Source organism: Streptomyces sp. NPDC047000, assembly GCF_040644295.1.
GTDB lineage: Bacteria > Actinomycetota > Actinomycetes > Streptomycetales > Streptomycetaceae > Streptomyces.
In genome coordinates, this window is sequence record NZ_JBEYWE010000041.1 from 38,720 (window position 1) to 61,153 (window position 22,434).

At 72.5% G+C, this 22,434-nt stretch carries 22 protein-coding genes; 17 read left to right on the forward strand and 5 right to left on the reverse strand.

The window, feature by feature from the left end:
• Positions 1 to 27 precede the first annotated feature (27 nt).
• The 9 genes from ABZ862_RS35865 (at position 28) to ABZ862_RS35905 (ending at position 9,963) form a co-directional block, all read left to right on the forward strand.
• Complete coding sequence (locus ABZ862_RS35865) at positions 28 to 1,206, forward strand: amidohydrolase family protein (RefSeq protein ID WP_360967936.1); 1,179 nt, start codon at positions 28 to 30, stop codon at positions 1,204 to 1,206.
• A complete protein-coding gene (locus tag ABZ862_RS35870) occupies positions 1,203 to 2,648 on the forward strand; it encodes a FadD3 family acyl-CoA ligase (RefSeq protein WP_360967939.1) in 1,446 nt (481 codons plus the stop codon). The genes ABZ862_RS35865 and ABZ862_RS35870 overlap by 4 nt, the downstream gene beginning before the upstream one ends.
• Positions 2,649 to 2,881: 233 nt before the next feature.
• Positions 2,882 to 4,459: a methylmalonyl-CoA mutase family protein gene (locus ABZ862_RS35875; RefSeq protein WP_360967942.1), complete on the forward strand. Its 1,578-nt coding sequence runs from the start codon at positions 2,882 to 2,884 to the stop codon at positions 4,457 to 4,459.
• The gene (locus tag ABZ862_RS35880; RefSeq protein WP_360967945.1) at positions 4,459 to 4,881 is read left to right on the forward strand and encodes a cobalamin B12-binding domain-containing protein; all 423 of its coding nucleotides are present in this window, start codon (positions 4,459 to 4,461) and stop codon (positions 4,879 to 4,881) included. Before ABZ862_RS35875 ends, ABZ862_RS35880 begins: the two co-directional genes overlap by 1 nt.
• 1 nt (position 4,882) lies before the next feature.
• Entirely contained in the window at positions 4,883 to 5,839 is a 957-nt protein-coding gene (locus ABZ862_RS35885; protein ID WP_360967948.1) for a TIGR03564 family F420-dependent LLM class oxidoreductase, read from the forward strand.
• Positions 5,836 to 6,879 (forward strand): CaiB/BaiF CoA-transferase family protein, encoded by a 1,044-nt coding sequence (locus tag ABZ862_RS35890; RefSeq protein ID WP_360967951.1) that lies wholly within the window; start codon positions 5,836 to 5,838, stop codon positions 6,877 to 6,879. Before ABZ862_RS35885 ends, ABZ862_RS35890 begins: the two co-directional genes overlap by 4 nt.
• Positions 6,880 to 6,920: 41 nt before the next feature.
• Positions 6,921 to 7,514 carry a TetR/AcrR family transcriptional regulator gene (locus ABZ862_RS35895; protein ID WP_360967954.1) on the forward strand — a complete coding sequence of 198 codons (594 nt, stop codon included), beginning with the start codon at positions 6,921 to 6,923 and terminating at the stop codon, positions 7,512 to 7,514.
• A 68-nt stretch (positions 7,515 to 7,582) separates the two neighbouring features.
• The gene (locus ABZ862_RS35900) at positions 7,583 to 8,908 is read left to right on the forward strand and encodes an acyl-CoA dehydrogenase family protein (RefSeq protein WP_360967957.1); all 1,326 of its coding nucleotides are present in this window, start codon (positions 7,583 to 7,585) and stop codon (positions 8,906 to 8,908) included.
• On the forward strand, positions 8,905 to 9,963 hold the full coding sequence (locus ABZ862_RS35905; protein WP_360967960.1) for a phosphotransferase family protein: 1,059 nt from the start codon (positions 8,905 to 8,907) through the stop codon (positions 9,961 to 9,963). Before ABZ862_RS35900 ends, ABZ862_RS35905 begins: the two co-directional genes overlap by 4 nt.
• Positions 9,964 to 9,981: 18 nt before the next feature.
• Here ABZ862_RS35905 and ABZ862_RS35910 read toward each other — a convergent pair whose 3' ends face one another.
• Entirely contained in the window at positions 9,982 to 10,749 is a 768-nt protein-coding gene (locus tag ABZ862_RS35910; protein ID WP_360967998.1) for an SDR family oxidoreductase, read from the reverse strand.
• A 54-nt stretch (positions 10,750 to 10,803) separates the two neighbouring features.
• On the opposite strand from ABZ862_RS35910, the gene ABZ862_RS35915 reads away from it, so the two are divergent.
• Positions 10,804 to 12,246, forward strand: a complete 1,443-nt coding sequence (locus ABZ862_RS35915) for an AMP-binding protein (protein WP_360967963.1) — start codon at positions 10,804 to 10,806, stop codon at positions 12,244 to 12,246.
• Positions 12,239 to 13,384, forward strand: coding sequence for a thiolase family protein (locus ABZ862_RS35920; protein WP_360967966.1), 1,146 nt, complete (start codon positions 12,239 to 12,241; stop codon positions 13,382 to 13,384). The genes ABZ862_RS35915 and ABZ862_RS35920 overlap by 8 nt, the downstream gene beginning before the upstream one ends.
• Positions 13,385 to 13,446: 62 nt before the next feature.
• On the opposite strand, the gene ABZ862_RS35925 is transcribed toward ABZ862_RS35920, so the two are convergent.
• From ABZ862_RS35925 to ABZ862_RS35940, 4 genes are read right to left on the reverse strand one after another with little or no spacing between them, the layout of a single operon-like run.
• Positions 13,447 to 14,244, reverse strand: a complete 798-nt coding sequence (locus ABZ862_RS35925; protein WP_360967969.1) for an acyl-CoA thioesterase domain-containing protein — start codon at positions 14,242 to 14,244, stop codon at positions 13,447 to 13,449.
• Between the two features lie 10 nt (positions 14,245 to 14,254).
• Positions 14,255 to 15,043, reverse strand: coding sequence for an acyl-CoA dehydrogenase family protein (locus tag ABZ862_RS35930; RefSeq protein WP_360967971.1), 789 nt, complete (start codon positions 15,041 to 15,043; stop codon positions 14,255 to 14,257).
• A gap of 4 nt (positions 15,044 to 15,047) precedes the next feature.
• Positions 15,048 to 16,142: an acyl-CoA dehydrogenase family protein gene (locus tag ABZ862_RS35935; RefSeq protein ID WP_360967974.1), complete on the reverse strand. Its 1,095-nt coding sequence runs from the start codon at positions 16,140 to 16,142 to the stop codon at positions 15,048 to 15,050.
• Positions 16,139 to 16,555: a nuclear transport factor 2 family protein gene (locus ABZ862_RS35940; RefSeq protein ID WP_360967977.1), complete on the reverse strand. Its 417-nt coding sequence runs from the start codon at positions 16,553 to 16,555 to the stop codon at positions 16,139 to 16,141. Before ABZ862_RS35940 ends, ABZ862_RS35935 begins: the two co-directional genes overlap by 4 nt.
• 107 nt (positions 16,556 to 16,662) lie before the next feature.
• On the opposite strand from ABZ862_RS35940, the gene ABZ862_RS35945 reads away from it, so the two are divergent.
• The 6 genes from ABZ862_RS35945 to ABZ862_RS35970 are packed head-to-tail and all read left to right on the forward strand — an operon-like array spanning position 16,663 to position 22,214.
• The gene (locus ABZ862_RS35945; RefSeq protein WP_360967980.1) at positions 16,663 to 18,771 is read left to right on the forward strand and encodes an ABC transporter permease; all 2,109 of its coding nucleotides are present in this window, start codon (positions 16,663 to 16,665) and stop codon (positions 18,769 to 18,771) included.
• Positions 18,752 to 19,462, forward strand: coding sequence for an ABC transporter ATP-binding protein (locus ABZ862_RS35950; RefSeq protein ID WP_360967984.1), 711 nt, complete (start codon positions 18,752 to 18,754; stop codon positions 19,460 to 19,462). Before ABZ862_RS35945 ends, ABZ862_RS35950 begins: the two co-directional genes overlap by 20 nt.
• 2 nt (positions 19,463 to 19,464) lie before the next feature.
• Complete coding sequence (locus ABZ862_RS35955; protein ID WP_360967987.1) at positions 19,465 to 20,184, forward strand: ABC transporter ATP-binding protein; 720 nt, start codon at positions 19,465 to 19,467, stop codon at positions 20,182 to 20,184.
• Positions 20,181 to 20,600 (forward strand): hypothetical protein, encoded by a 420-nt coding sequence (locus tag ABZ862_RS35960; RefSeq protein WP_360967990.1) that lies wholly within the window; start codon positions 20,181 to 20,183, stop codon positions 20,598 to 20,600. Before ABZ862_RS35955 ends, ABZ862_RS35960 begins: the two co-directional genes overlap by 4 nt.
• Positions 20,566 to 20,883 carry a hypothetical protein gene (locus ABZ862_RS35965; protein ID WP_360967993.1) on the forward strand — a complete coding sequence of 106 codons (318 nt, stop codon included), beginning with the start codon at positions 20,566 to 20,568 and terminating at the stop codon, positions 20,881 to 20,883. Before ABZ862_RS35960 ends, ABZ862_RS35965 begins: the two co-directional genes overlap by 35 nt.
• A 29-nt stretch (positions 20,884 to 20,912) precedes the next feature.
• On the forward strand, positions 20,913 to 22,214 hold the full coding sequence (locus tag ABZ862_RS35970; protein ID WP_360967996.1) for an amidohydrolase family protein: 1,302 nt from the start codon (positions 20,913 to 20,915) through the stop codon (positions 22,212 to 22,214).
• Positions 22,215 to 22,434: the final 220 nt, after the last annotated feature.

The following is a 22,434-nucleotide window of genomic DNA, read 5'->3' on the forward strand; positions in this document are numbered from 1 at the left end:
TTCTCTCAATCAGTGAAGGAGGATCTCATGCCGTCTCGCGACCTCGCGTATCCGCTCTTCGACGCGGACAACCACCTGTACGAGACCCAGGAGGCACTGACCAAGTACCTTCCGAAGGAGTACGACGGGGCCATCGAGTACGTGAACGTCCGCGGCCGCACCAAGATCGCGATACGTGGGCAGATCAGCGAGTACATCCCCAACCCCACCTTCGACGTGGTGGCCCGCCCGGGTGCCATGGAGGAGTACTTCAAGGTCGGCAATCCCGACGGCAGGACCCGCCGGGAGATCTTCGGCGAGCCGATGCGCTCCGTGCCCGCCTTCCGCGAGCCGGGCCCCCGCCTTGAACTGATGGACCAGCTGGGTGTGCAGCGCAGCCTGATGTTCCCGACACTGGCCAGCCTCATCGAGGAGCGGATGAAGGACGACCCCGAGCTGATCCACGCGGTCATCCACGCCCTCAACCAGTGGCTGCACGAGACCTGGGGCTTCACCTACAAGGACCGTATCTTCACCGTCCCCGTCATCACCCTGCCGATCGTCGGGAAGGCGATCGACGAGCTGAACCGGGTGGTGGAACGGGGCGCGCGGGCCGTCCTCGTCCGGCCGGCTCCCGTGCCCGGCCACGGCGGCACCCGGTCCTTCGCCCTGCCCGAGTTCGACCCGTTCTGGAAGCGCGTGGTGGAGACCGGGGTCCTGGTCGCCCTGCACTCCTCCGACTCCGGCTACGCGAACTACGCGAACGACTGGGAGGGGCAGCGGCGTGAGTTCCTCCCCTTCAAGCCCAATGCCTTCCGGCAGGTCCACGAGTGGCGGCCCATCGAGGACGCGGTCACCTCCCTGATCTGTCACGGGGCGCTGTCCCGTTTCCCCGAGCTGAAGATCGCGGTCATCGAGAACGGCGCCTCCTGGGTGGCGCCGGTGCTCGACCGGCTGGCCGACGTGCACAAGAAGATGCCGCACGAGTTCCAGGAGGACCCCGTACAGGTCTTCCGCCGCAACATCCACATCAGCCCGTTCTGGGAGGAGGACATGGCCGAACTCGGCGGCCTGATCGGCATCGAGCGCGTCCTGTTCGGCTCCGACTACCCCCACCCGGAGGGCCTGGCCGACCCGGTGACCTACGTCGACCACCTCACCAGGCTCAGCGAGGAGGACAAGGCGAAGGTGATGGGCGGCAACCTGGCCCGGCTGATCGACGCATGACACCGGTGACCCAGCCCTGGCGCAGCATCCCCGAGCTGGTGCGGAGCGCGGCCGAACGGTTCGGTGCCGCCGAGGCCGTGGTCGACGGCGATCTGCGTCTGACCTTCGACGAGCTGGCCGACCGGGTCCGGCGCACCGCGGGGGCGTTCGCCTCGACCGGTGTCGGACCGGGCGACCGGGTCGCGCTGTGGGCACCCAACTCCGCCGAGTGGATCATCGCCGCACTCGGACTGCTGAGCGCCGGCGGCGTGCTGGTCCCGGTCAACACCCGGTTCCTCCAGGAGGAGGCTCACGACATCGTCGTCCGCAGCGGCGCCAAGGCTCTGCTGGTGCAGAACGGCTTCCTGGACCGGGACTTCACCGGTCCGCCCGGGGTGCCCGTCATCGACCTGAAGAAGGACGGCTTCCTCGCCTCGGGGCGGCCGCTTCGGTACGGGCCCGCTGAGGACGACCTGGCCGACATCGTCTTCACCTCCGGCACGACGGGCCGCCCCAAGGGGGTGATGACCACCCACGGGCAGACCCTGCGGCTGTACGCGGAGTGGTGCGATCTCGCGCAGCTGCGGCAGGGTGACCGGTATCTGATCGTCAACCCGTTCTTCCACATCTTCGGTTACAAGGCGGGGCTGATCGCCTCACTGATCCGGGGCGCGACCGTCCTGCCGCTGGCGGTCTTCGACGTGGAGCGGGTGCTGGAACTGGTGGAGAGGGAAAGGGTGACCGTCCTGCCGGGGCCGCCCACCCTCTACCACTCGCTGCTGGAGGCGGCCGGCGGCCGGGACCTGTCGTCGCTGCGGGTGGCGGTGACCGGCTCCGCCGACATCCCGGTGGAGCTGGTGCGCCGGATCACGACGGAACTGCCGTTCCGTCACCTCATGACGGGCTACGGCCTCACCGAGGCCGGCACCGTCACCGCCTCCCGCCCGGGTGACCCGTACGAGGCCGTGGCCACGACGGTCGGCCGCCCCTGCGAGGGCGTCGAGGTGCGTATCGCCGACGACCAGGAGGTGCTGGTGCGCGGCTACTCCGTGATGCGCGGCTACCTCGACGATCCCGGGGCCACCGCGGAGGCGATCGATCCCGACGGCTGGCTGCGCACGGGCGACCTCGGGGAACTGGACGAGGAGGGACGGCTCCGGATCGTCGGCCGCAAGAAGGACATGTTCGTCGTCGGTGGGTTCAACGCCTACCCGGCCGAGATCGAGGGCTTTCTGCTGGAACACCCGGCCGTCGCCCAGGCCGCCGTCATCGGTGTGCCCGACGCCCGGATGGGGCAGGTCGGGAAGGCGTTCGTGGTGCGGCGCGGCGCCATCACGGAGACCGAGCTGATCGCCTGGGCCAGGGAACGGATGGCCGGCTTCAAGGTGCCCCGTCACATCGAGTTCCGCGCCGGCCTGCCGCTCACGGCGACCGGCAAAGTGCTCAAGGACCGACTGCGCTGACCGAGCCGGCGGAACAGGACGAGACGACCCCGGACATCACCCCGACCGCGTCGACGGCTTCCGACGAGGACCACGGACTCCCCGGAGACCGCCTCCCCCCTCCGCCGCAGCCCGGTCACCGCCTTCCCGCACCACCGCCGGGCTGCGGTCCGTCTTTGGTCCCGGACCCGCCAGGCGCACTCGCGCCCGTCCCGGCTCCCAAGTCCCGCCTCACACAAGGACGACATCCCGTCATGACCGACGAAGCCCGCACCGCCTCCGGCATTCCGCTGAAGCCCGTCTACGGGCCGGCCGATTCCTCCTCGGACCCGCCGCCCCCCGGAGTGTTCCCCTTCATCCGCGGCAACTACCCCACGGGCTACCGGGGCCGCACCTGGACCCTGCGCCAGTACTCCGGATTCGGCACCGCCGAGGAGTCCAACCACCGGTACCGCTACCTCCTGGACCAGGGCGGCACCGGACTGTCGGTCGCGCTGGACCTGCCCACGCAGTGCGGATACGACTCCGACGACCCGGAGTACACCGACGAGGTCGGCCGTGTCGGTGTCGCCCTGGACACCCTCGCCGACGCGGAGATCCTCTTCGACGCCATCCCCCTGGACCGCATCAGCACCAGCTTCACCATCAACGGGACGGCCGCGATCCTGCTGGCCTTCTATGTCGCCGCCGCCGACAGACGGGGCATCCCGCGCGCGAGGCTGACCGGCACCATCCAGAACGACGTGCTCAAGGAGTACGCCTCCCGGGGGACCTGGATCTGGCCGCCCGAACCCTCGCTGCGGCTCATCGCGGACACCATCGAGTTCTGCGCGGCCGAGGTGCCCCGCTTCAACGCCATCTCCGTCGCCGGTGCGCACTTCCGCGACGCGGGCGCCAACGCCGTGCAGGAGATGGCGTTCACCCTCGCCGACGGCGTGACGTACTGCGAGACCGTCCTGGCGCGAGGCCGCATGACGATCGACGAGTTCGCCCCGCAGATCTCCTTCTTCTTCTACACGCACGGTGATTTCTTCGAGGAGATCGCCAAGTACCGTGCCGGACGCAGGCGCTGGGCCACGCTGGTGCGGGAGCGGTTCGGCGCGAAGACCGACAAGGCGTGCATGTTCCGCTTCGGTTGTGTGTCCGGAGGGGCCTCGCTGTACGCGCCGCAGGCCCGCAACAACACCGTCCGGGTCGCCTACGAGGCTCTCGCATCCGTTCTCGGCGGGGTGCAGTCGATGTTCACCGCGGCCTGGGACGAGCCGTTCGCGCTGCCCAGCGAGGAGTCGGCGACGCTCGCCCTGCGCACCCAGCAGATCCTCGCCCATGAGACGGGAGTGACCCGGGTCGCCGACCCGCTGGGCGGCTCGTACTTCGTGGAGGCGCTCACCGACGCCACCGAGCGGCGCATCGAGGAGATCATGGCCGACCTGGAGGCGCACGGCGGCATGGTCCGCTGCATCGAGGACGGGTACCTGCAGGGTCTCATCGCCGACGAGGCGTGGCGGCACTACCAGGAGATCGACTCCGGCCGGCGCCCGGTCGTCGGGGTCAACCGCTTCACCTCCGAGGAACAGCCGCCCGACCTCGCCGCCTACGAACTCGATGCGGAAGGCCGGGAGCGGCAGCTCAAGCGGCTGGCACGCGTCAAGGCCGAACGCAGCGGCGCCGACGTCCGGGCCCGCCTCGCCGCACTCAGACACGCCGCGGAAGGAGAAGGCAATCTGATGGACCCGTTGATCGACTGCGCCCACGCCTACTGCACGGTGGGCGAGACGGCCGGTGCACTGCGCGAGGTGTGGGGCGAGTTCCGCCAGCCGGTGGTGTTCTGATGGCGCCCCCGGTGCGGGTGCTGGTCGCCAAACCCGGACTGGACGGGCACGACCGCGGGGCGAAGCTCGTCGCGCGGGCCCTGCGGGACGCCGGGTTCGAAGTGGTGTTCACCGGCATCCGCCGCCGCGTCGACTCCATCGCCGCCACCGCCGTCCAGGAGGACGTCGCCCTGGTCGGACTGTCCATTCTCTCCGGCGCCCATCTCCCCCTCACCCGTCGCACCGTCGAGGCGCTGCGCGCGTTCGGCGCGGACGACATCCCCGTCGTGGTCGGCGGCACCGTCCCCGCCCAGGACATCGACCGGCTGTACGAGGCCGGGGCAGCCGCCGTGTACCCCACGGGGACGCCGCTGGCGACCATCGTGGCCGGCATCCGCACCCTGACCACTGCGCCCGAGGCCCCTTCGAACCCCGAGGAATGACATGCGAGTCGGAGTGATGAGCGGCCCCGAACGGGGCGGCGCCGTCCACAAGGCGGACCGGATGACCGACGACGCCCGCTGGGCCGAGCAGGCGGGCTTCGACACCGTGTGGGTGCCACAGGTGCCCACCGATTTCGACGCGCTGACGGCCGTGACCCTCATGGGCCGGGCCACCTCGCGCATCGAACTGGGCACGGCGGTCGTCCCGGTGCACGCCCAGCACCCGATCGCCCTGGCCCGCCAGGCGCTCTCCGCGCACGCGGCGGCCGGCGGGCGACTGGCGCTCGGCGTCGGTGCCTCCCACCACTGGATCGTGCGCGACATGCTCGGCATCCCGTACCGCAAGCCGGCCGCCTACACCCGTGACTATCTGGACGTCCTGAACGCGGCGATCGGCGGGACCGACGTGGTGGACGTCGAGAACGATTCCTTCACGGTGCACAATCCCCTCACCGTCGGCCCGGTCGCCCCGCTGCCCGTCCTGCTGGCCGCGCTGGGCCCGGTGATGCTGCGGATCGCGGGGGCACTGACCGGCGGAACCGTGCTCTGGCTGGCCGACGAACGGACGGTGGCCGACCACGTCGTCCCGACGATCACCAAGGCCGCACAGGAGGCCGGCCGCCCGGCCCCCCGCGTCGTCGCCGGGATTCCCGTCTGCCTGTGCGCCCCGCACGAGGTGGACGCGGCCAGGGGACGTGCCAACCGCATCCTCGGTGAGGCCGAGGTGTCGCCCCACTATCAGCGCCTGATGGAGCACGGCGACGCCCGTGACGTCGGCGACCTGTGCGCGGCCGGCGACGAGGTTGCCCTGCGGGCCCGTTTCCGCCGGTTCGCGGACGCCGGCGTGACCGATCTGTCCGTGCGGCTGCTGCCCCTCGGCAGCGGCCGCGAGGAACTGCTCGCCTCCAAGCTGCGCACCCGCGACGCGGTCGCGGCGATCGCCGCGGAATTCCGGTGAGCGGTCGGGGCCCGCTCTCCGGGCTGCGTGTCCTGGAGGTCGGGCACATCCTGGCCGGTCCCTACGCGACGATGGTGCTGGCCGACCTGGGCGCGCAGGTCACCAAGGTCGAGCCGCCCGGCGGAGACCTCTCCCGCCAGGTCTCGGACGCCTACTTCGCCGCCCTCAACCGGGGCAAGCGCTCCGTCCGCGTGGACCTGGCGACACCGGAGGGCCAGGGGCGGCTGCACGAACTGGTGCGGGGCGCCGACGCGCTGCTGGTCAACCTCAAACCGTCGGCCGTCCACCGCTACGGCCTCACCTACGAGGCGCTGAAGCCCTGGAACGAACGGCTGGTGTGCGTGGCCCTCACCGGCTGGGGCATGGACACCGGCGACCGGCCCGCCTTCGACTACGTAGTCCAGGCCGCCACCGGGATCGCCGCGCTCACCGGCGATCCGGACGGCCCTCCCCAGCTTCCCGGCTACTCCTCCGCGGACAACTCGGCCGGTCTCGCCGCCGCTCTCGGTCTGCTGGCGCAGGTCGTCTCGGGCCGGGGCGGGCAGGTCGACGTCTCGCTGCGGGACGTGATGCTCTCCCAGCTGAACTACCACGCCTCCGCCTGGCTGAACGACGGCGCACCCCCGCGGCGCCTCGGCGGCGCCCACGCCCACTACGTTCCCGCGCAGCTCTTCCCGACCGCGGACGGACACCTGGCGCTGTTCATCACCCACGACGGCTTCTGGCGTGCGTTCGCCGGTGAGGCGGGCATCCACGGCTACCGCACGATGGCCGAGCGGGTGGCCCGCCGCGAGGAGGTCGTCACGGCGGTGACCAAGGCCCTCGCTGCGGACACGGCGACGGGCTGGGAGGCCCGGCTGCGCCCGCTGCTCGTGCCCGCCGCCGCCGTACGCACCCTGCCCGAGGCCCTCGCCGAGGCACCCGACGCGGTGGTGGAGGCGGGCGGCCGGCGCCTGGTGGGCAGCCCGTTCCGCGTCACCGGGTACCAGCCGCGGTACGGTCCGCCGCCGCGGCTCGGTGAGCACGGGGACTTCGTCTGACGAGGCGCCGCCGTGCTGTCGGCAGAATATGATTCTTGTTCATGGAGAACAGTGTTGGCGGCGCTGAGGCCGAACGGTTGATGGAGGCCGGTCTGGCCCTGATGGTCGCGGAGGACGGGCGCAGGCCCCGGGTGACCGACATCGTGGCCGCGGCGGGGCTGTCCAACGACGCGTTCTACCGGACGTTCGGCAGCAAGGACGCCCTGGTGGAGGCCATCGTCGAACGCGGGGCGCGCACGGTCGTCGGCTATGTGCGGCACCGGATGGCGGCTTCTGCCGCCGGTGGTCCGAAGGAGCGGCTGCGGGCCGGTCTGGAGGCGGTGGCGCGGCAGGCGGCCGACGGCGAGTCCGCCCGGCGCACGCGGGCCGTCCTGGCCAACGCGGGTGGCCGTACCGCCCGTGCCGGCCATGTCGTCGTCGCCCTGGTGGATGCTCTCGCCGCCCTGTTCGCCCAGCCCGCGGCCGAGTTGGGCGCGGCCGACCCGATCCGGTCGGCCAGGACCGCGGCGGGCGCCGTGGTGGCGGCACTGCAGTACTGGCTGTTCGCCGGGGAGGTGCCCGGACGGATCGAGGTGGAGCATCTGGTCGGCTTCCTGGTGGCGGGCGTGGGGGCTCCTGATGCCCGGCGGCGGTGACCCGGACCCTGGTGCTGAGAATGGCATTCTGCTAGTTTCAGAATCACATTCTTACCGAGGGGTGTGTGATGTGGGACTTCAGTACCGACGCCGCGTTCCAGAGGAAGCTGGACTGGGCCGCCGCTCTCGTCCGTGACGAGATCGAACCGCTCGACGTGCTGTTCCCGGGCACCGCCGAGCCCTACGACCGGGACAGCGAGGTCTTCCGCGAGGTGATCCGCCCGCTCCAGCGGCAGGTCCGCGAGCGCGGGCTGTGGGCGGCCCACCTGCCGCCGGCCCTGGGCGGTACGGGAATGGGCCAGGTCAAACTCGCCCTCCTCAACGAGATCCTGGGACGGTCCTCCTGGGCGCCGATGGTGTTCGGCACCCAGGCCCCCGATTCGGGCAACGCGGAGATCCTCGCCCACTACGGCACCGACAAGCAGCGTGCGGAGTACCTGGAGCCGCTGCTCGACGGGCGGATCGTCTCCACCTTCGCCATGACCGAGCCGACCGGCGGCGCCGACCCCGGCGGCTTCACCTGCCGGGCCGTACGCGACGGGGACGGCTGGGTGATCGACGGCGAGAAGTGGTTCGCCTCCAACTGGTCCCACGCGGCGTTCGCCGTCGTCATGGCGATCACCGATCCCGACGTGCCCGTGCACCAGGGCGCCTCGATGCTGCTGGTCCCGGCCGGGACGCCCGGGATGGAGCAGGTGCGTGCGACGGGTCTGGCCGGGGAGCCCCTCGGCCAGGGCGCCCACGCCTATCTGCGCTTCACCCGGTGCCGGGTGCCCGCCGACCATCTGCTGGGCGAGCCCGGTGCGGGTTTCCGTATCGCCCAGACCCGGCTCGGCGGTGGCCGGCTGCACCACGCCATGCGGTCGGTCGGCCAGTGCAGGCGCGCCCTGGAGATGATGACCGAACGCGCCGCCACCAGACGTACGCGCGGCGGCCCGCTCACCGACCAGCAGTCGGTGCGTCATCAACTGGCCGACACCTGGATCCAGATCGAGCAGTTCCGCCTTCAGGTGCTGCACGCCGCCTGGCAGACGGACCGGGCCGACCGCACCGGCGACCGGGACGACGCGCGCCGGGCCCGCCTCCATGTCTCCGGCGTGAAGGTCGCGACGCCCAAGGTCCTGGTCGACGTCGCCTACCGGGCCCTCCATCTGCACGGCGCCCTCGGTGTCTCGAACGAACTCCCGCTGTCGCGCATGTGGCAGTCGGGCCCCACCCTCGCCGTCGCCGACGGACCCACCGAGGCCCACCAGGACGTCGTGGCCCGGCTGCTGCTCAGGGACGCCGCCCCGGCCGCGGACCCGCTGTTCGGCTCGGACCACCTGCCCACCCGGCTGGCCGCGGCCCGCGCCAAGTACGCGGACCGGCTGACGGAGACGGGAGCCGGCCGGTGAACGCCCCCGACGCCGCCGACGGCCTCAGAGAGACGCTCGACCGCCTCAACGCCTGGAGCGGTCTCGCCGCTCTCCCCGGAGACGGCCCGGTCACCTCCCTGGTCCCGCTCCGCGGCGGTGCCCAGAACCTGCTGCACACGCTCGGCCGGGCCGACGGCACCGAACTCGTCCTCAGACGGCCGGGCCGCCATCTGCGGGCCGGCGCCTCGGACGCCTTCCGCCGGGAGAGCCGCGCCCTGTCCGCCCTCGCGGACACGGACGTGCCCCACCCGAGGCTGTACGCCGCGGTCCTGGACGAGGACGTACTCGGTACACCGTTCTCCGTCCTGGAGAAGATCGACGGGTTCGTGCCGCGCGGCACCCTGCCCGGCCGGTACGCCGAGGATCCCGGCTGGCGGCGTGAGGTGGCCTTCGCGCTCGTCGACGGGGCGGCACGGCTGGCGGCAGTCGATCCCGCCGCCCACGGTCTGGCCGATCTCGGGCGCCCGCAGGACTGGCCGGCACGCCAGACCGCCAAGTACCTGAAGATGCTGCACGGCTACCGCGCCGACCCCGCCTACCGGGAGAACGAGTCCCCGCTGGTGGACCCCGTCGCCGACTGGCTCGTCGCGCACACTCCCGAACAGGGCGCCACCGGCCTCGTCCACGGCGACCTCCAGTTCGCCAACGTCATGTTCGCCCGCGACGCCCCCAGGCTGGCCGCCATCGTGGACTGGGAGATGACGTCGCTCGGCGACCCGCTGCTCGACCTGGCGTGGATCCTCACCGCCTGGCGTGAGAAGGGTGATCCGCCGGGCAGCGCACCGCAGTTCCAGCCGTGGGACGGACTCCCGGGCCGCGCGGAACTGGTCGAGCGCTACGCGGTGGCGACCGGCCGGGACGTCTCCCGCTTCCGCTGGTACCAGGTGCTGGCCTGCTTCCGTCTCGCCGCCCTGCTGGAAGGCACCTACGCGCGGGCGCTCGGCGGCCGGGGCAACCGGGAGACGGGGGAGGGGCTGCACGCCTACGCGGGCTGGCTGTGGGCCAAGGCCCGCCAGGAGATCGACGCCGGCTGACCCGCCGCGCGGGCAGACCTACCGGGGCGGGAACCGCAGCGCCCCGTCCAGCCGGATCACCTCGCCGTTGAGGTAGTCGTTCTCACACAGGTGCTGCACCAGCGCGGCGTACTCCCCGGGCCGTCCCATCCGCCGCGGGTGCGGTACCTGGGGACCCCAGTGGGCCTGCAACCGGTCCCCGGCCTTCCCGTACGCCGGGGTCAGGACCGTCCCGGGGGCGACGGTGACCACGCGGATCCCGAGCGGGGACAGGTCCCGGGCCGCCACCAGCGTCATCGCCGACACACCGCCCTTCGCCGCCGCGTACGGCAACTGCCCGACCTGCCCTTCGTACGCCGCGATGGACGAGGTCATGACGATGACGCCCCGGCCGCCGTCCCCGTCGACGGGCTCGGTACGGCCGATCGCCGCCGCGGCGAGCCGCAGCACGTTGAAGACCCCGGTCAGATAGACGTCGACGGTCGTACGGAAGCCCGCCAGCGCGAGCGGGGAGCCGTCCTTGCCGATGAGCCGGCCGCCGCTCGCGGGTCCCCCGTGGCAGTCCACGGCGATCCGCAACGGCCCCACCCGTTCGGCCTCGTCGACCGCGGCCCGGACGGAATCCTCGTCGGTGGCGTCGGTGCGGACGTAGCGCACCCCCAGTTCCGCCTCCAGGGCCTTGCCCTTGTCGTCGGCGAGGTCGGCGACCACCACCCGCGCGCCCGCCGCGCTCAGCCGCCGGACCGTGGCCTCGCCCAGTCCGCCCGCGCCGCCCACCACCAGGGCCGAGCCGTCACCGATGCGCATCGTCATTCCCCAATCTTGCGAGTAGGGATATGAGTGTATGAGAATGTCATTCTCATGAACATAGCCGTGATCCTGGAAATGGCCGCCTCGGCGGCAGACCGGCCGGCCGTCACCGAAGGCGGCCGCACCCTCTCCGCCGCCGAACTCCAGCGCCTCGCGCACCTCGCCGCCGACCGCTTCCGCGGCCGCTCCGCCGTGCTCTACCTGGGGCCGAACCATCCGGCCTACCCCGTCGCCCTGTTCGGCGCCGCACTGGCCGGCATCCCCTTCGTGCCCCTCAACTACCGGCTGGGCCGGGAACAACGGGACGCCCTGGTCGACCGGCATCCCGGAGCCGAGGTACTGGACCCGGCCGGCCTCGACGCGCTCCTGACCGCTTCGGGAGAGCCCGAGCCGCGGCCCGCGCCGCAGGACCAGGACGCGGTCGCGGTCGTGCTCTACACCAGCGGTACCACCGCCGCCCCCAAGGCGGCCCTGCTCCGCCACCGCCATCTGCTCGCCTATGTCTTCAACACCCAGGACTTCGGGTCCGCGGACCCGGGTGACGCCGGCCTGGTGTCCCTGCCGCCGTACCACGTCGCCGGCCTGATGAATCTGCTCACCAACCTCTACGCCGGCCGCCGCATCGTCTACCAGAGCCTCTTCGAGCCGGCCGACTGGCTGGCGACGGTACGCCGCGAGGGCGTCACCCACGCCATGGTCGTGCCCACCATGCTGGCGCGCCTCACCGCCGCGCTCGGGGACGCCGAGGCCGACGTCCCGTCCCTGCGCAACCTCGCCTACGGGGGCGCGCGCTGTCCGCGGCCGGTCGTCGAGCGCGCCCTGCGCCAGTTCCCGGCCACCGGCTTCGTCAACGCCTACGGGCTCACGGAGACCGCCTCCACCGTCTGCGTACTGGGCCCCGACGACCACTGGCGGTCGCTCACCTCCGAGGACCCGGCGGTCCGCGCGCGGCTGGGCTCGGTGGGGCGCCCGCTGCCCGGCGTGGACGTCGAGATCCGCGACGAGGAGGGCACGGCGCTCGGATCCGGGGAGACCGGACTCGTCTTCGTGCGAGGCGCCCAGATCTCGGGCGAGTACGAGGGCGCCGCCGGGCCCGGCGGCAGGAACGGATGGTTCGCCACCCGCGACCGCGGTCGCCTGGACGCGGACGGTTACCTGTTCCTGGACGGCCGCGCCGACGACACGATCATTCGCGGCGGCGAGAACATCGCACCCGCCGAGATCGAGGACGTCCTGCTCCAGCACCCGGGCGTCCAGGAAGCCGCCGTGCTCGGCCTGCCCGACCCCGAGTGGGGTCAGCGGCTGGTCGCGGTGCTCGTCGGCACGGGAGACCCGGAGGAGATCCGGTCCTTCGCCAAGCGCCGCCTGCGCTCGTCCAAGACCCCGGACACCGTCGTCTTCCGCCCCCAGCTGCCCCGCACCGCCACCGGCAAACTGCTGCGCCGCACCCTCGTCGCCGAGCTCGCCGAACCGGAGGAGACCACCGATGCCTGAAGCCGTGCTCGTCGCCGCCCTGCGCACCCCCATCGGTACCGCTTTCAAGGGGACCCTGCGCGACACCACCGCCCACGAACTGGCCGACCACATCGTCGCGGCGGTCGCGGACGGCCTCGATCCCGACCTGGTGGACGACCTGGTGCTCGCCGAGTCCCACTACGGCGGCGGGGTCGTCGCCCGGCACGCCGCGGTGACCGCCGGACTGCCCCAGGTGCCCGGACTCGCCCTGAACCGGCACTGCGCGGCCGGCCTGGCCGCCGTGCAGACCGCCGCCGCCTCGGTCCGGGCCGGGATGGACCGGCTGGTCCTCGCCGGTGGCGTCAACTCCGCTTCCACCGCGCCCAAGCTGTCCTTCCGCGGCGTGGAGGGCCCCTGGGTGCCGCCGTCCCACCCGGACCGGCCCGACGCGCCCAACCTCGACATGTCGATCACGGTGGGCTGGAACACCGCGGTGCGCGCGGGGATCACCCGCGAGGAGATGGACGCCTGGGCGCTGCGCTCGCACCGCAACGCCGTCCGTGCCCTGGACGAAGGGCGCTTCAAGGACGAGACCGTGCCCCTCGACACCCCGTACGGCCCCTTCGAGGCCGACGAACACCCGCGCCGCGACACCAGCGCGGAACGTCTCGCCGCTCTCAAGCCGCTGCACCCGGAGATCGACGGCTTCTCGATCACCGCGGGCAACGCCTGCGGCGCCAACGACGCGGCGGCGGTGGTGGCGGTGGCCGACGAGCGGCTCGCCCGACGCCTCGGCCTGCCCGTCCTGGCCACCGTACGGTCCTGGGCGTCGGTCGCCCTGGATCCCGCCGAGACCGGCCTCACACCGATCCGGGCGATCCCCAAGGCGCTGGACCGGGCCGGCCTGAGTGTGTCCGACGTCGACCTCTTCGAGATCAACGAGGCCTTCGCGTCGGTGGCCGTCGCCGCCGTCCACGGCCTCGGCCTGGACCCCGCCGGGGTGAATGTCAACGGCAGCGGCTGCTCCCTCGGCCACCCGGTCGCGGCGACCGGCACCCGCATGGTCGTCACCCTGGTGCACGAACTGCGCCGCCGGGGCGGAGGGGTCGGCGTCGCCGCTATGTGCGCGGGGGGCGGGATGGGGTCCGCGCTGGTCCTGGAGGTCGCCGGGCTCTGATCGCGGGTACGAGGAAGCCCGGGTCCCGCCGCACAGGGCCCGGGCACCTTCATGACCGTGGTTCAGAGGAACCGCAGCAGCGCCTCCTGCGCGAAGGACGCGAGCAGTTGACCCTCCTGGGTCAGTACGTCACCGCGCCCGAAGCACCGCCCGTGCGCGGCCAGCGGGCTGTGCTGGCGCAGCAGCAGCCACCGTCCGGTGTCGAACGGCCGGTGGAACCACACGGTGTGCGCGGTGACGGCGGACGCGAACGCGGTGCCGGCACCCGCCTGTGTCACGCCCGGCACCGCCCGCAACGCGGTGCCGATCAGGGTGAGATCGGTCGCGTAGGCCAGCAGGGCGGGTGCCACGGCCCGGGGCGCGTCGGGGACGCGGGTCCACAGCTCGTGGACGGGAGGTTCGGCCTTCTCGGCGTCGAGGTCGGCCGCCGACCGGGACTCCCACGGCAGCAGATCCAGCCGGACCCGGCGTTCCGGCCCGGGCGGGGTCGCCGGCGGGTCGGTCGTCTGCCGCTCGGGTCCCTCCTCCCACACCTGAAGGCTCGCGTTCGCCACCGCGATCACCCCGTGCTGCTGCCGTGCGACGAGCCGGACGGTCGCGAACGTCCGTCCCTGCTGCGGCACCTCCGTCTCGTAGCGCACCGCTTCACCGGTGCGGCCCTCTCGCAGGAACTGGGTGTGCAGGGACTTGAGTTCCTTGCCGGGCACGGCCCGGCCCGCCGCGCGCGCGAACTGGGCCAGCAACTGTCCGCCGAACAGACGGCGGTACTCCAGCCGTTGCGAGGGGCCCTCGTAGGTGTGCTCGTCCACCGCCGTCAGATCGAGGCAGCCGAGCAGGTCGTGCCAGAGATCGGTGGTCACCGGGATCTCCTCACAGGTCGACGAGGCGCACAGTCCGGCCCTCGCGCAGCAGCAGGGCCCCGGCCTCGCGCGTGAGGTCACGGGTCGAGCCGAGCAGCCCGTCGAGGGCCAGGGCGCGGGTGAGGTGGCGGTGCAGGTCGTGCTCGGCGGTGAAACCGATGCCGCCGAGGGCCTGCTGGCAGTGCCGGGCGGCGGTGAGGGCGGCCCGGCCCGCCGCCGCCTTGGCGAGCAGGGCCGACGTGTCGTCGTCCCCGGCGGCCGTCAGAGCCGCCTCGGCACCCTCCAGGGCGACGTACGTCTCGGCCAGGCGGTGGCGCAGGGCCTGGAAGGAGGCGAGGGGACGGCCGAACTGGTGCCGGTCCAGGACGTGCAGGCGGGCCAGCGAGAGCATCGCCCGTCCGGTGCCCAGGAGCCACCAGCCCAGCGCCCGGCGTGCTCCTGGCAAAGGTACGGAGTCGCCCGGGGGCACGCGCCGCAGCGGGAGTTCGCGGTCCAGCGGGCGGTCGTCCGTGTTCCCGTCCCGCCTCCACTCGACCCAGTGGCCGCCCGTGTAGGGCAGCGGCGGTGTTGCGCCCGGCATACCGCCCGTCTCGCGCAGTACGACGTCGTTGAGGACGGAGGCGTGGGCTCCCGTCTCGCCGAGCAGCCGGAACACCAGGGGGATCGCCGTGCGAGGTTCCTCGGCCAGCATCTCGGCCCAGCCGAGGGCGGTGAGCGAGGCGTCGAGGGCGGCGCCCGAGGCGCCGTTCATCGTCTTGCGCAGGGTCTGCTCCAGCAGATCGTGCTCGTCGGCGTCCACGGGGTCACTCCTTTCCGAGGTCCAGCAGGCGGCGGGCGACGATGTTGCGCTGGATCTCCGCCGTGCCGCCGTAGACGGTCGCCGCACGCGAGTAGAGGTACTCGGTGCGCCAGGGGCCCTCGTCCGTCAGTTCGACAGTGCCGGGGAGCAGGTCGCGCGCGGTGTCGAAGAGCCGCTGTTCGGCGGTGGCGAGCAGGATCTTGTCCACGGACGTCTCCGGTCCCAGCCGGCCGTCGGCGGCCAGCGCCCGCTGGGTGAGGGCCGAACGGCAGCGCGCGGTGTGCAGGTCGAGCCAGGCGGCGCCGAGCGAGTCGGCGTCCGGTTCGCAGCCGTCCGCCAGCAGCCGGTCCAGGCGGCTGTGCAGGTGGGCGATCCGGTGCCAGAAACAGGTGGACCGCTCGTGCGGCAGCAGGTCCATGGCCAGCCGCCAGCCGTCGCCCGGCGCGCCGAGCAGGCGGTCGTCCGGGATCCGTACGTCGTCGAGGAAGACCTCGGCGAACTCGTCGACGCCGTGCAGGGTGCGCAGCGGCCTGACGGTGACGCCCGGGGTGTCCATGTCCATGAAGAAGGCGCTGATGCCGTCGTGGCCGGGGGCCCCGGTGCGGGCCAGCAGGACGCAGCGGGCCGCGTACTGGGCGAGGCTCGTCCACACCTTCTGGCCGTTCACCACCCAGCCCGTCCCGCCGTGCACCGCCCGGGTGGAGAGCGAGGCCAGGTCACTGCCCGAGCCCGGTTCGGAGAAGCCCTGGCACCACTGCTCCGCACCGCTCAGCAGGCGGGGCACCATCTCGGCGGCCAGCGCGGGCGGCGCGTAGTCGATCAGAGTGGGCACGAGTACCTCGACCATCGACCAGATGCCGGGCTCGGCCAGTTGACGGTACGCGACCTCCTCACCCAGCACCGCGCGCAGCGCATCCGGCCCGGCGATTCCGCCGACCTCACGGGGCCAGCCGTGGCGCATCCAGTCCGCATCCCACAACGCCTTTCTCACGCGGCCGAGTTGGGCCACCTGCGCGTCGAGGCCGTGGTCGGGGCCGGGGGAGAGGTCGTGTTCGTCGAGCCAGGCCGTAAGCGCCCGCCGGAAGTCCGCGACCTTCATGAACGGGTGCGCTCGAAGGCGTGCGGACGGCCGGAGTCGTGGTCGCCGTTGCGCCGGATGAAGGTCATGGCCCGGGTGCGCAGCCGCCAGCCGTCGCCGGTGCGTGTGTAGGTGTCGTTGTAGTAGCCGATGCGCATGGTGTGCGCGGAGTGTTCGACGAAGCACAGCGGCTGGGTGCCGGTGGCCGTGTCGCCGTCCACTTCGATCAGCGGCGTCCCGACCAGGAAAAGGCCCTTGGGCGCCGCGGCGACCAGGGCGGGGAACTCGTCGAGCGGATAGGTGTCGCCGAACGCGCTGTAACTGCCGTCCGGGCTGAACACCCCGAGCACACCGTCCACGTCGCCCCGGGTCATGGCGACCGCGTATCGGGCGAGGAGCTGCTCGATCTCCACCAGGTCGTCGGTAGGCCTCAAAGGAACGCCTCTCTCGTCGTCCGCACCGGATGAGAATGAGATTCTCTGAACTGAGTATCATGTACGAATGGTTGATTCTCCAATAGAGAGAAGCTAGTTTCCAAGTCATGGATCAACTCCTGGCCTTCACGGTGGTGGGCCTGAGCACCGCCGCGATCTACGCCGTGATCGGCAGCGGCCTGGTGCTCACCCACACCACAGCGGGCGTCTTCAACTTCGCCCACGGCGCCTCCGGCATGCTCGCGGCCTTCTCCTACTGGCAGCTGGCCGTCGGCTGGGGGTGGCCGGTCCCGCTCGCCCTGGTCACCGTCCTGCTCGTCCTCGCACCCGCCTTCGGCCTGGTCGTGGAGCGGGTCCTGATGCGCCCGGTGCAGGCCCTCGGCGAAGCCGAACGCCTCGTCATGACGGTGGCCCTGCTCACCGGGTGCATCGCTCTGGCCCGCTGGGTCTGGAACCCCGACACCCCCCGTCCGCTCGAACCGTTCTTCGCCGACCGGTCCGCGATCCGCCTCGGTCCCGCCACCCTCACCTGGCACCAGGCCGTCACCCTGGCCGTCGCGGTCGCCGTGGCGGCCGCGCTGTGGTTCCTGCTCCACCGCACCCGGGCCGGCACGGAGATGCGCGCCTCGGTCGACGACCGCGCCCTCGCCCGCCTCACCGGCGCCGACCCACTGCGGGCCGGCCGCCTCGCCTGGATCCTCGGCAGCCAGCTCGCCGCCGTCGGCGGCATCCTCATCGCCCCCACCGTCGCGCTCGACGCCCAGCAGCTCTCCCTCCTCATCGTCAGCGCGTACACCGCCGCCGTCTTCGGCAGGCTGCGCAGCCTGCCGCTCACCTTCCTCGGCGCGGCCGTCGTCGGGCTGCTGGAGGCCTACCTCGCCGGCTATCTGCCGCGCAACGACTACCTCCCCGGCCTGCGCCTGGCCGCTCCCGCCCTGCTCCTGCTCCTCGCCCTGCTCGCCTTCCCGCACCGCAGGCTGCGCGGCCGCGACCGCCGACTGGTCCGCGTACCGCTGCCCACCCCACGCGGCAGCCTCGTCCTCGCGGGCAGCGTCCTGCTCCTCGCCCTGGTCATGGCGACCGTCCTGAGCGAGGAGGCGGTCGTCTCCTACGGCACGGTCTTCTCCGTGGGCCTCATCGCTCTGTCCTACGTGCCCCTGGCCGGCTTCACCGGCCAGATCTCGCTGTGCCAGCTGTCCGTCGCGGGAATCGGCGCGGTGGTGTGGGGACACCTCGGCGCACACGGGGAGCTGTGGGCACTGCCCGTCGCCGTACTGGTCGCCGCAGGGGTGGGAGCCCTCGTCGCCGTGCCCGCGCTGCGCCTGTCCGGCGTCTACCTGGCGCTCGGCACCGCGGCCTTCGCCGTGGTCCTCGACCGCTGGATCTTCACCCTCCCCGCGTTCGACGTGTTCGGCGTGCGCATCGCTCTCTTCGACCAGGGCTCCGTGGCGGTCACCGGCCCCGACCTGTTCGGACTGCGCCTCACCTCCCCCGTCCGGCTGCTGCTCCTGGCCGCCGTCTGCCTCGGCCTCGCCTCGCTCGCCGTGGCCGCGCTGCGCCGGGGCCGCTTCGGCCGGCGGCTGATCGCCCTGCGCGACAGCGAGGCCGCCTTCGCCACCCTCGGCGGCCGCCTGCTCGGCGCCAAGGTCGCGGTCTTCGCCCTGTCGGCCGGCCTCGCCGGTCTCGGCGGCGCCCTCTACGGCATGCAGCGGCAGACCGTCACCGCCGAGCAGTTCGACCTCGTCGCCGGGCTGCCCGTCTTCCTCATCGCCGTCGTCGGCGGACTGGGGGCCGTGGGCACGGGCCTGTTCGCCGGGATCGCCTTCGTCGTCCCGACCCAGTGGTTCGACGGCCTCGGCTCCTGGGCGCACGATCTGTCCCCGCTGCTCATCGCGCTGGCCGGGATGGGCCTCGCCCACAGCCCGGCCGGCATCGTCCCCCGGCTGCACGCCGAATGGGCGCGGCTCGCCCGCGACCGCACCTTGTTCCCCCTGCTGCTCGGCGTACTCGCCCTGTGCTGGATCCTCGCCGCGACCGACGCGGTGGACGGCCCCCCGCTGCTCGCTGCGGCCCTCCTCGCGGCCCTGGCACTCAACGCCCGCGCCTCCGCCCGCCGCAGCCCGGACACCGACATCGCCGTGGAGTGGTGGGGAATCCGCCGTCCCTGGCGTCCCGAGGACGGGGAGGTGCTGCACCGTGCCACTGCTGCGAGCTGAAGAGGTGAGCGTCTCCTTCGGAGGACGTCGTGCCCTGGACGAGGTCTCCCTGGCCGCGGAGGCCGGCCACGTCACCGGGCTCATCGGACCCAACGGAGCGGGCAAGAGCACTCTGTTCGACGTCGTCTCCGGCCTGCGCCGGCCCCTGACCGGCCGGGTCCTGCTCGACGGCCACGACGTCACCCGCGAGGGCCCGGCCCGCCGGGCCCGGCGCGGACTGTCCCGCACCTTCCAGCACCTGGAGCTGTTCGGCCGCCTCACCGTCCGCGGCAACCTCCTCGTCGCCGCGGAACTCGGCCCCGGACGACGGCACGCGGCCCGGACCGCGGACCGGGTGCTGGACCGCCTGGGTCTCACGGACCTGGCCGGCGCGCCCGCCGACGCCCTTCCCACCGGCGCGGCGCGGCTCGTCGAGGTCGCCCGGACACTCGTCCTGGAACCGAAAGTGCTGCTCCTCGACGAGCCCGCCGCGGGCCAGGACACTGAGGAGACCGCGCGGTTCGCGGCCCTGCTCCGCTCCCTCGCCGAGGACGGCACCGCCGTACTGCTCGTCGAACACGACATGAGCCTGGTGATGACCGTCTGCGACGAGGTCCACGTCCTCGACCTCGGCACCGTCGTCGCCAGCGGCCCGCCCGCGCGGATCCGCCAGGACAAGACGGTGCTCACCGCCTACCTGGGAGAGGAGTGACCATGAGCGTCACCGGGACACCGCTCCTCGAACTCAGGGACGTGCGAGCCGCCTACGACGGCATCGGCGTCCTGCACGGCGTGGACCTCACGGTCGGCGCCGGCCAGGTCGTGGCCCTCCTGGGCCCCAACGGAGCCGGCAAGACCACCGCCCTGAAGGTCGCCGCCGGGGTCCACCCGCCCAGCGGCGGCCGGCTTCTTCTCGGCGGCCGGGACGTCACCGGCGCCCGCGCCGGGGACCTCGCCCGGAGCGGCGTCTGTCTCATCCCCGAAGGACGGGGCGTCTTCCCGAACCTCTCGGTACGGGACAACCTCTGGATGATGACCTTCACCGGCCGCAGCCGGGAGGAGATCGAGGACGCCGCCTACGCCCGCTTCCCGGTCCTCGGCTTCCGGCGCGCGCAGGCCGCCGGCACCCTCTCCGGCGGCGAGCAGCAGATGCTCGCCCTGGCCCGCGGACTCACCACCGACCCCGCCGTCCTGCTCCTCGACGAACTGTCCATGGGACTGGCCCCGCTGATCGTGACGGGCCTGTACGAACAGGTCGCGGACATCGCCCGGCAGGGTGTCGGGGTCCTCGTCGTCGAACAGTTCGCCGCCGCCGTCCTGAAGATCGCCGACCACGCGGCCGTCCTCGCCCGGGGCCGTATCCCTTGGCAGGGACACCCCGACAGCTCCCTGCACACCGAACTCTCCGCCTACTACCTGGGGAGCGCCCCATGACGTCCAGCCCCGCCCCGGAGCCGCGTGCCGAGCGGTTCGTCCGTGAACTGGCCGAGCTGAAGATCCCGGACCCCGCCACGGCGCGCGCCGCCCTGTGGCTGCGCCTCGGCGGCCTGCTGATGGCCGCCGGGGTGCTGCTCGGCGCGCTCGCCTTCCCCCTCGCCCACGCCACCGACAGCGCCCTCGCCCAAGGAGACGCCCTGGCCCTCGGCCTCGGCGGGGTCGCCGCCGCGGTGGTGGGCGCGGCCCTCTTCCTGCGCTACTCCCTCACCGGCTTCCTGCGCTTCTGGCTGGCACGCCGGTCCTTCGACCTGGAACTGCTGGGGGAGCGGCTTCCCACGACGCCCCCGGCCATCTCTCCCACGGAAGGAGATCCACGCAATGGCGTCCCCCGCACCGACCCCGCGCCCCGGTGACCAGCTGGCCTCGGCCACCGACACCACCCGGGTGATCGTCATCCGGGCCCCGCAGCAGGCGGCCGGTCCCATCGAGTGCGGCGGCAGCCCGATGATCCCCGCCGCACAGACCCCCCTTCCCGGCCCGGCCGGCGACGCGCCGGCCACTCTCATCGGCAAGCGGTACGTCGACGCCGCCGACACCCTCGAACTCCTCTGCACCGCGTCCGGCTCCGGCCGCCTCGCCTACGCAGGCCGGCCGCTGACCATCAAGGCGCCCAAGGCGCTGCCCGCCTCCGACTGATCCGAGACCGAGCCCTGAGGAGGGTCCTCATGGACCGTGACGACATGATCCTGATCAGCGTCGACGACCACATCATCGAGCCGCCCGACATCTTCGCCAACCACCTGCCGGACCGCTGGAAGAAGGACGCCCCGCGCCTGGTCCACCGGGACGACGGCACGGACGTGTGGCAGTTCCGGGACAACTCGGTCGGCAACGTCGCGCTCAACGCGGTCGCCGGCCGTCCCAAGGAGGAGTACGGCATGGAGCCGCAGGGCCTGGACGAGATCCGGCCCGGCTGCTACGACGTCGACGAGCGGGTCGCCGACATGAACGCCGGCGGCGTTCTGGCCCAGATGAACTTCCCTTCCTTCCCGGGCTTCTCCGCCCGGATGCTCGCCACCGAGGACTCCGACTTCTCCCTGGCCCTGGTCCGCGCCTACAACGACTGGCACATCGACGAGTGGTGCGGCGCCCATCCCGGCCGTTTCATCCCCATGGCGCTGCCGGCGATCTGGGACGCCGAACTGTGCGCCCAGGAGATCAGGCGGGTCGCCGACAAGGGCTGCCACTCCCTGACCTTCCCGGAGAACCCGGTCCCGCTCGGCTACCCCAGCTTCCACACCGAGTACTGGGACCCGGTGTGGCGGGCCCTGACCGACTGCGGCACGGTGATGAACCTGCACATCGGCTCCTCCGGACGCCTCGCCATCACCGCCCCCGACGCCCCGCCGGACGTCATGATCACCCTGCAGCCGATCAACCTGGTCCAGGCCGCCGCCGACCTCATCTGGTCCCGGGTCCTCAAGGAGTACCCGGGCGTCAGGATCGCGCTGTCCGAGGGCGGCACCGGCTGGATCCCCTACTTCCTGGACCGCATCGACCGCACCTTCGAGATGCACGCCACCTGGACCCTCCAGGACTTCGGCGGGAAACTCCCCTCGGAGGTCTTCCGCGAGCACTTCCTCACCTGCTTCATCTCCGACCCCGTCGGCGTGAGGCTGCGCCACGACATCGGCGTGGACAACATCTGCTGGGAGGCGGACTACCCGCACAGCGACTCCATGTGGCCCAACGCCCCCGAGGAACTGCACCAGGTGCTCACCGCGAACGACGTACCGGACGACGAGATCGACAAGATGACCCACCGGAACGCGATGCGCTGGTACTCCTTCGACCCGTTCGCGCATGTGCCGCGCGAGCAGGCCACCGTGGGTGCGCTGCGCAGGGCCGCCGAGGGGCATGACGTGTCCGTGAAGCCCCGCAGCAAGCAGGCGGCCGTCGCCCCGGCGGAGAAGCTGGCCACTTACCGCCGGAAGGCGGAGGCGGCGCTGGCGGCGGCGCGGGACTGAACCCTGGCCGGCTGACCGGCCCGGGGCCGCGGGAGGTCCGGGCCGGTTCGGTCCTTGCTCCGGAGACTCTTGGAGCGAGGCCCGCCAGGTGCGGTGCGTCAGGCAGCACGACGGCCCGCCGGGTCGAACACCGGCGGGCCGTGAAGGGGCACCGGCCGCAGGTCCGCAGCGAGCTGCCGGTTCCCGGCCCGGCGGGCAGGGCGGTGACACACCGACCGGC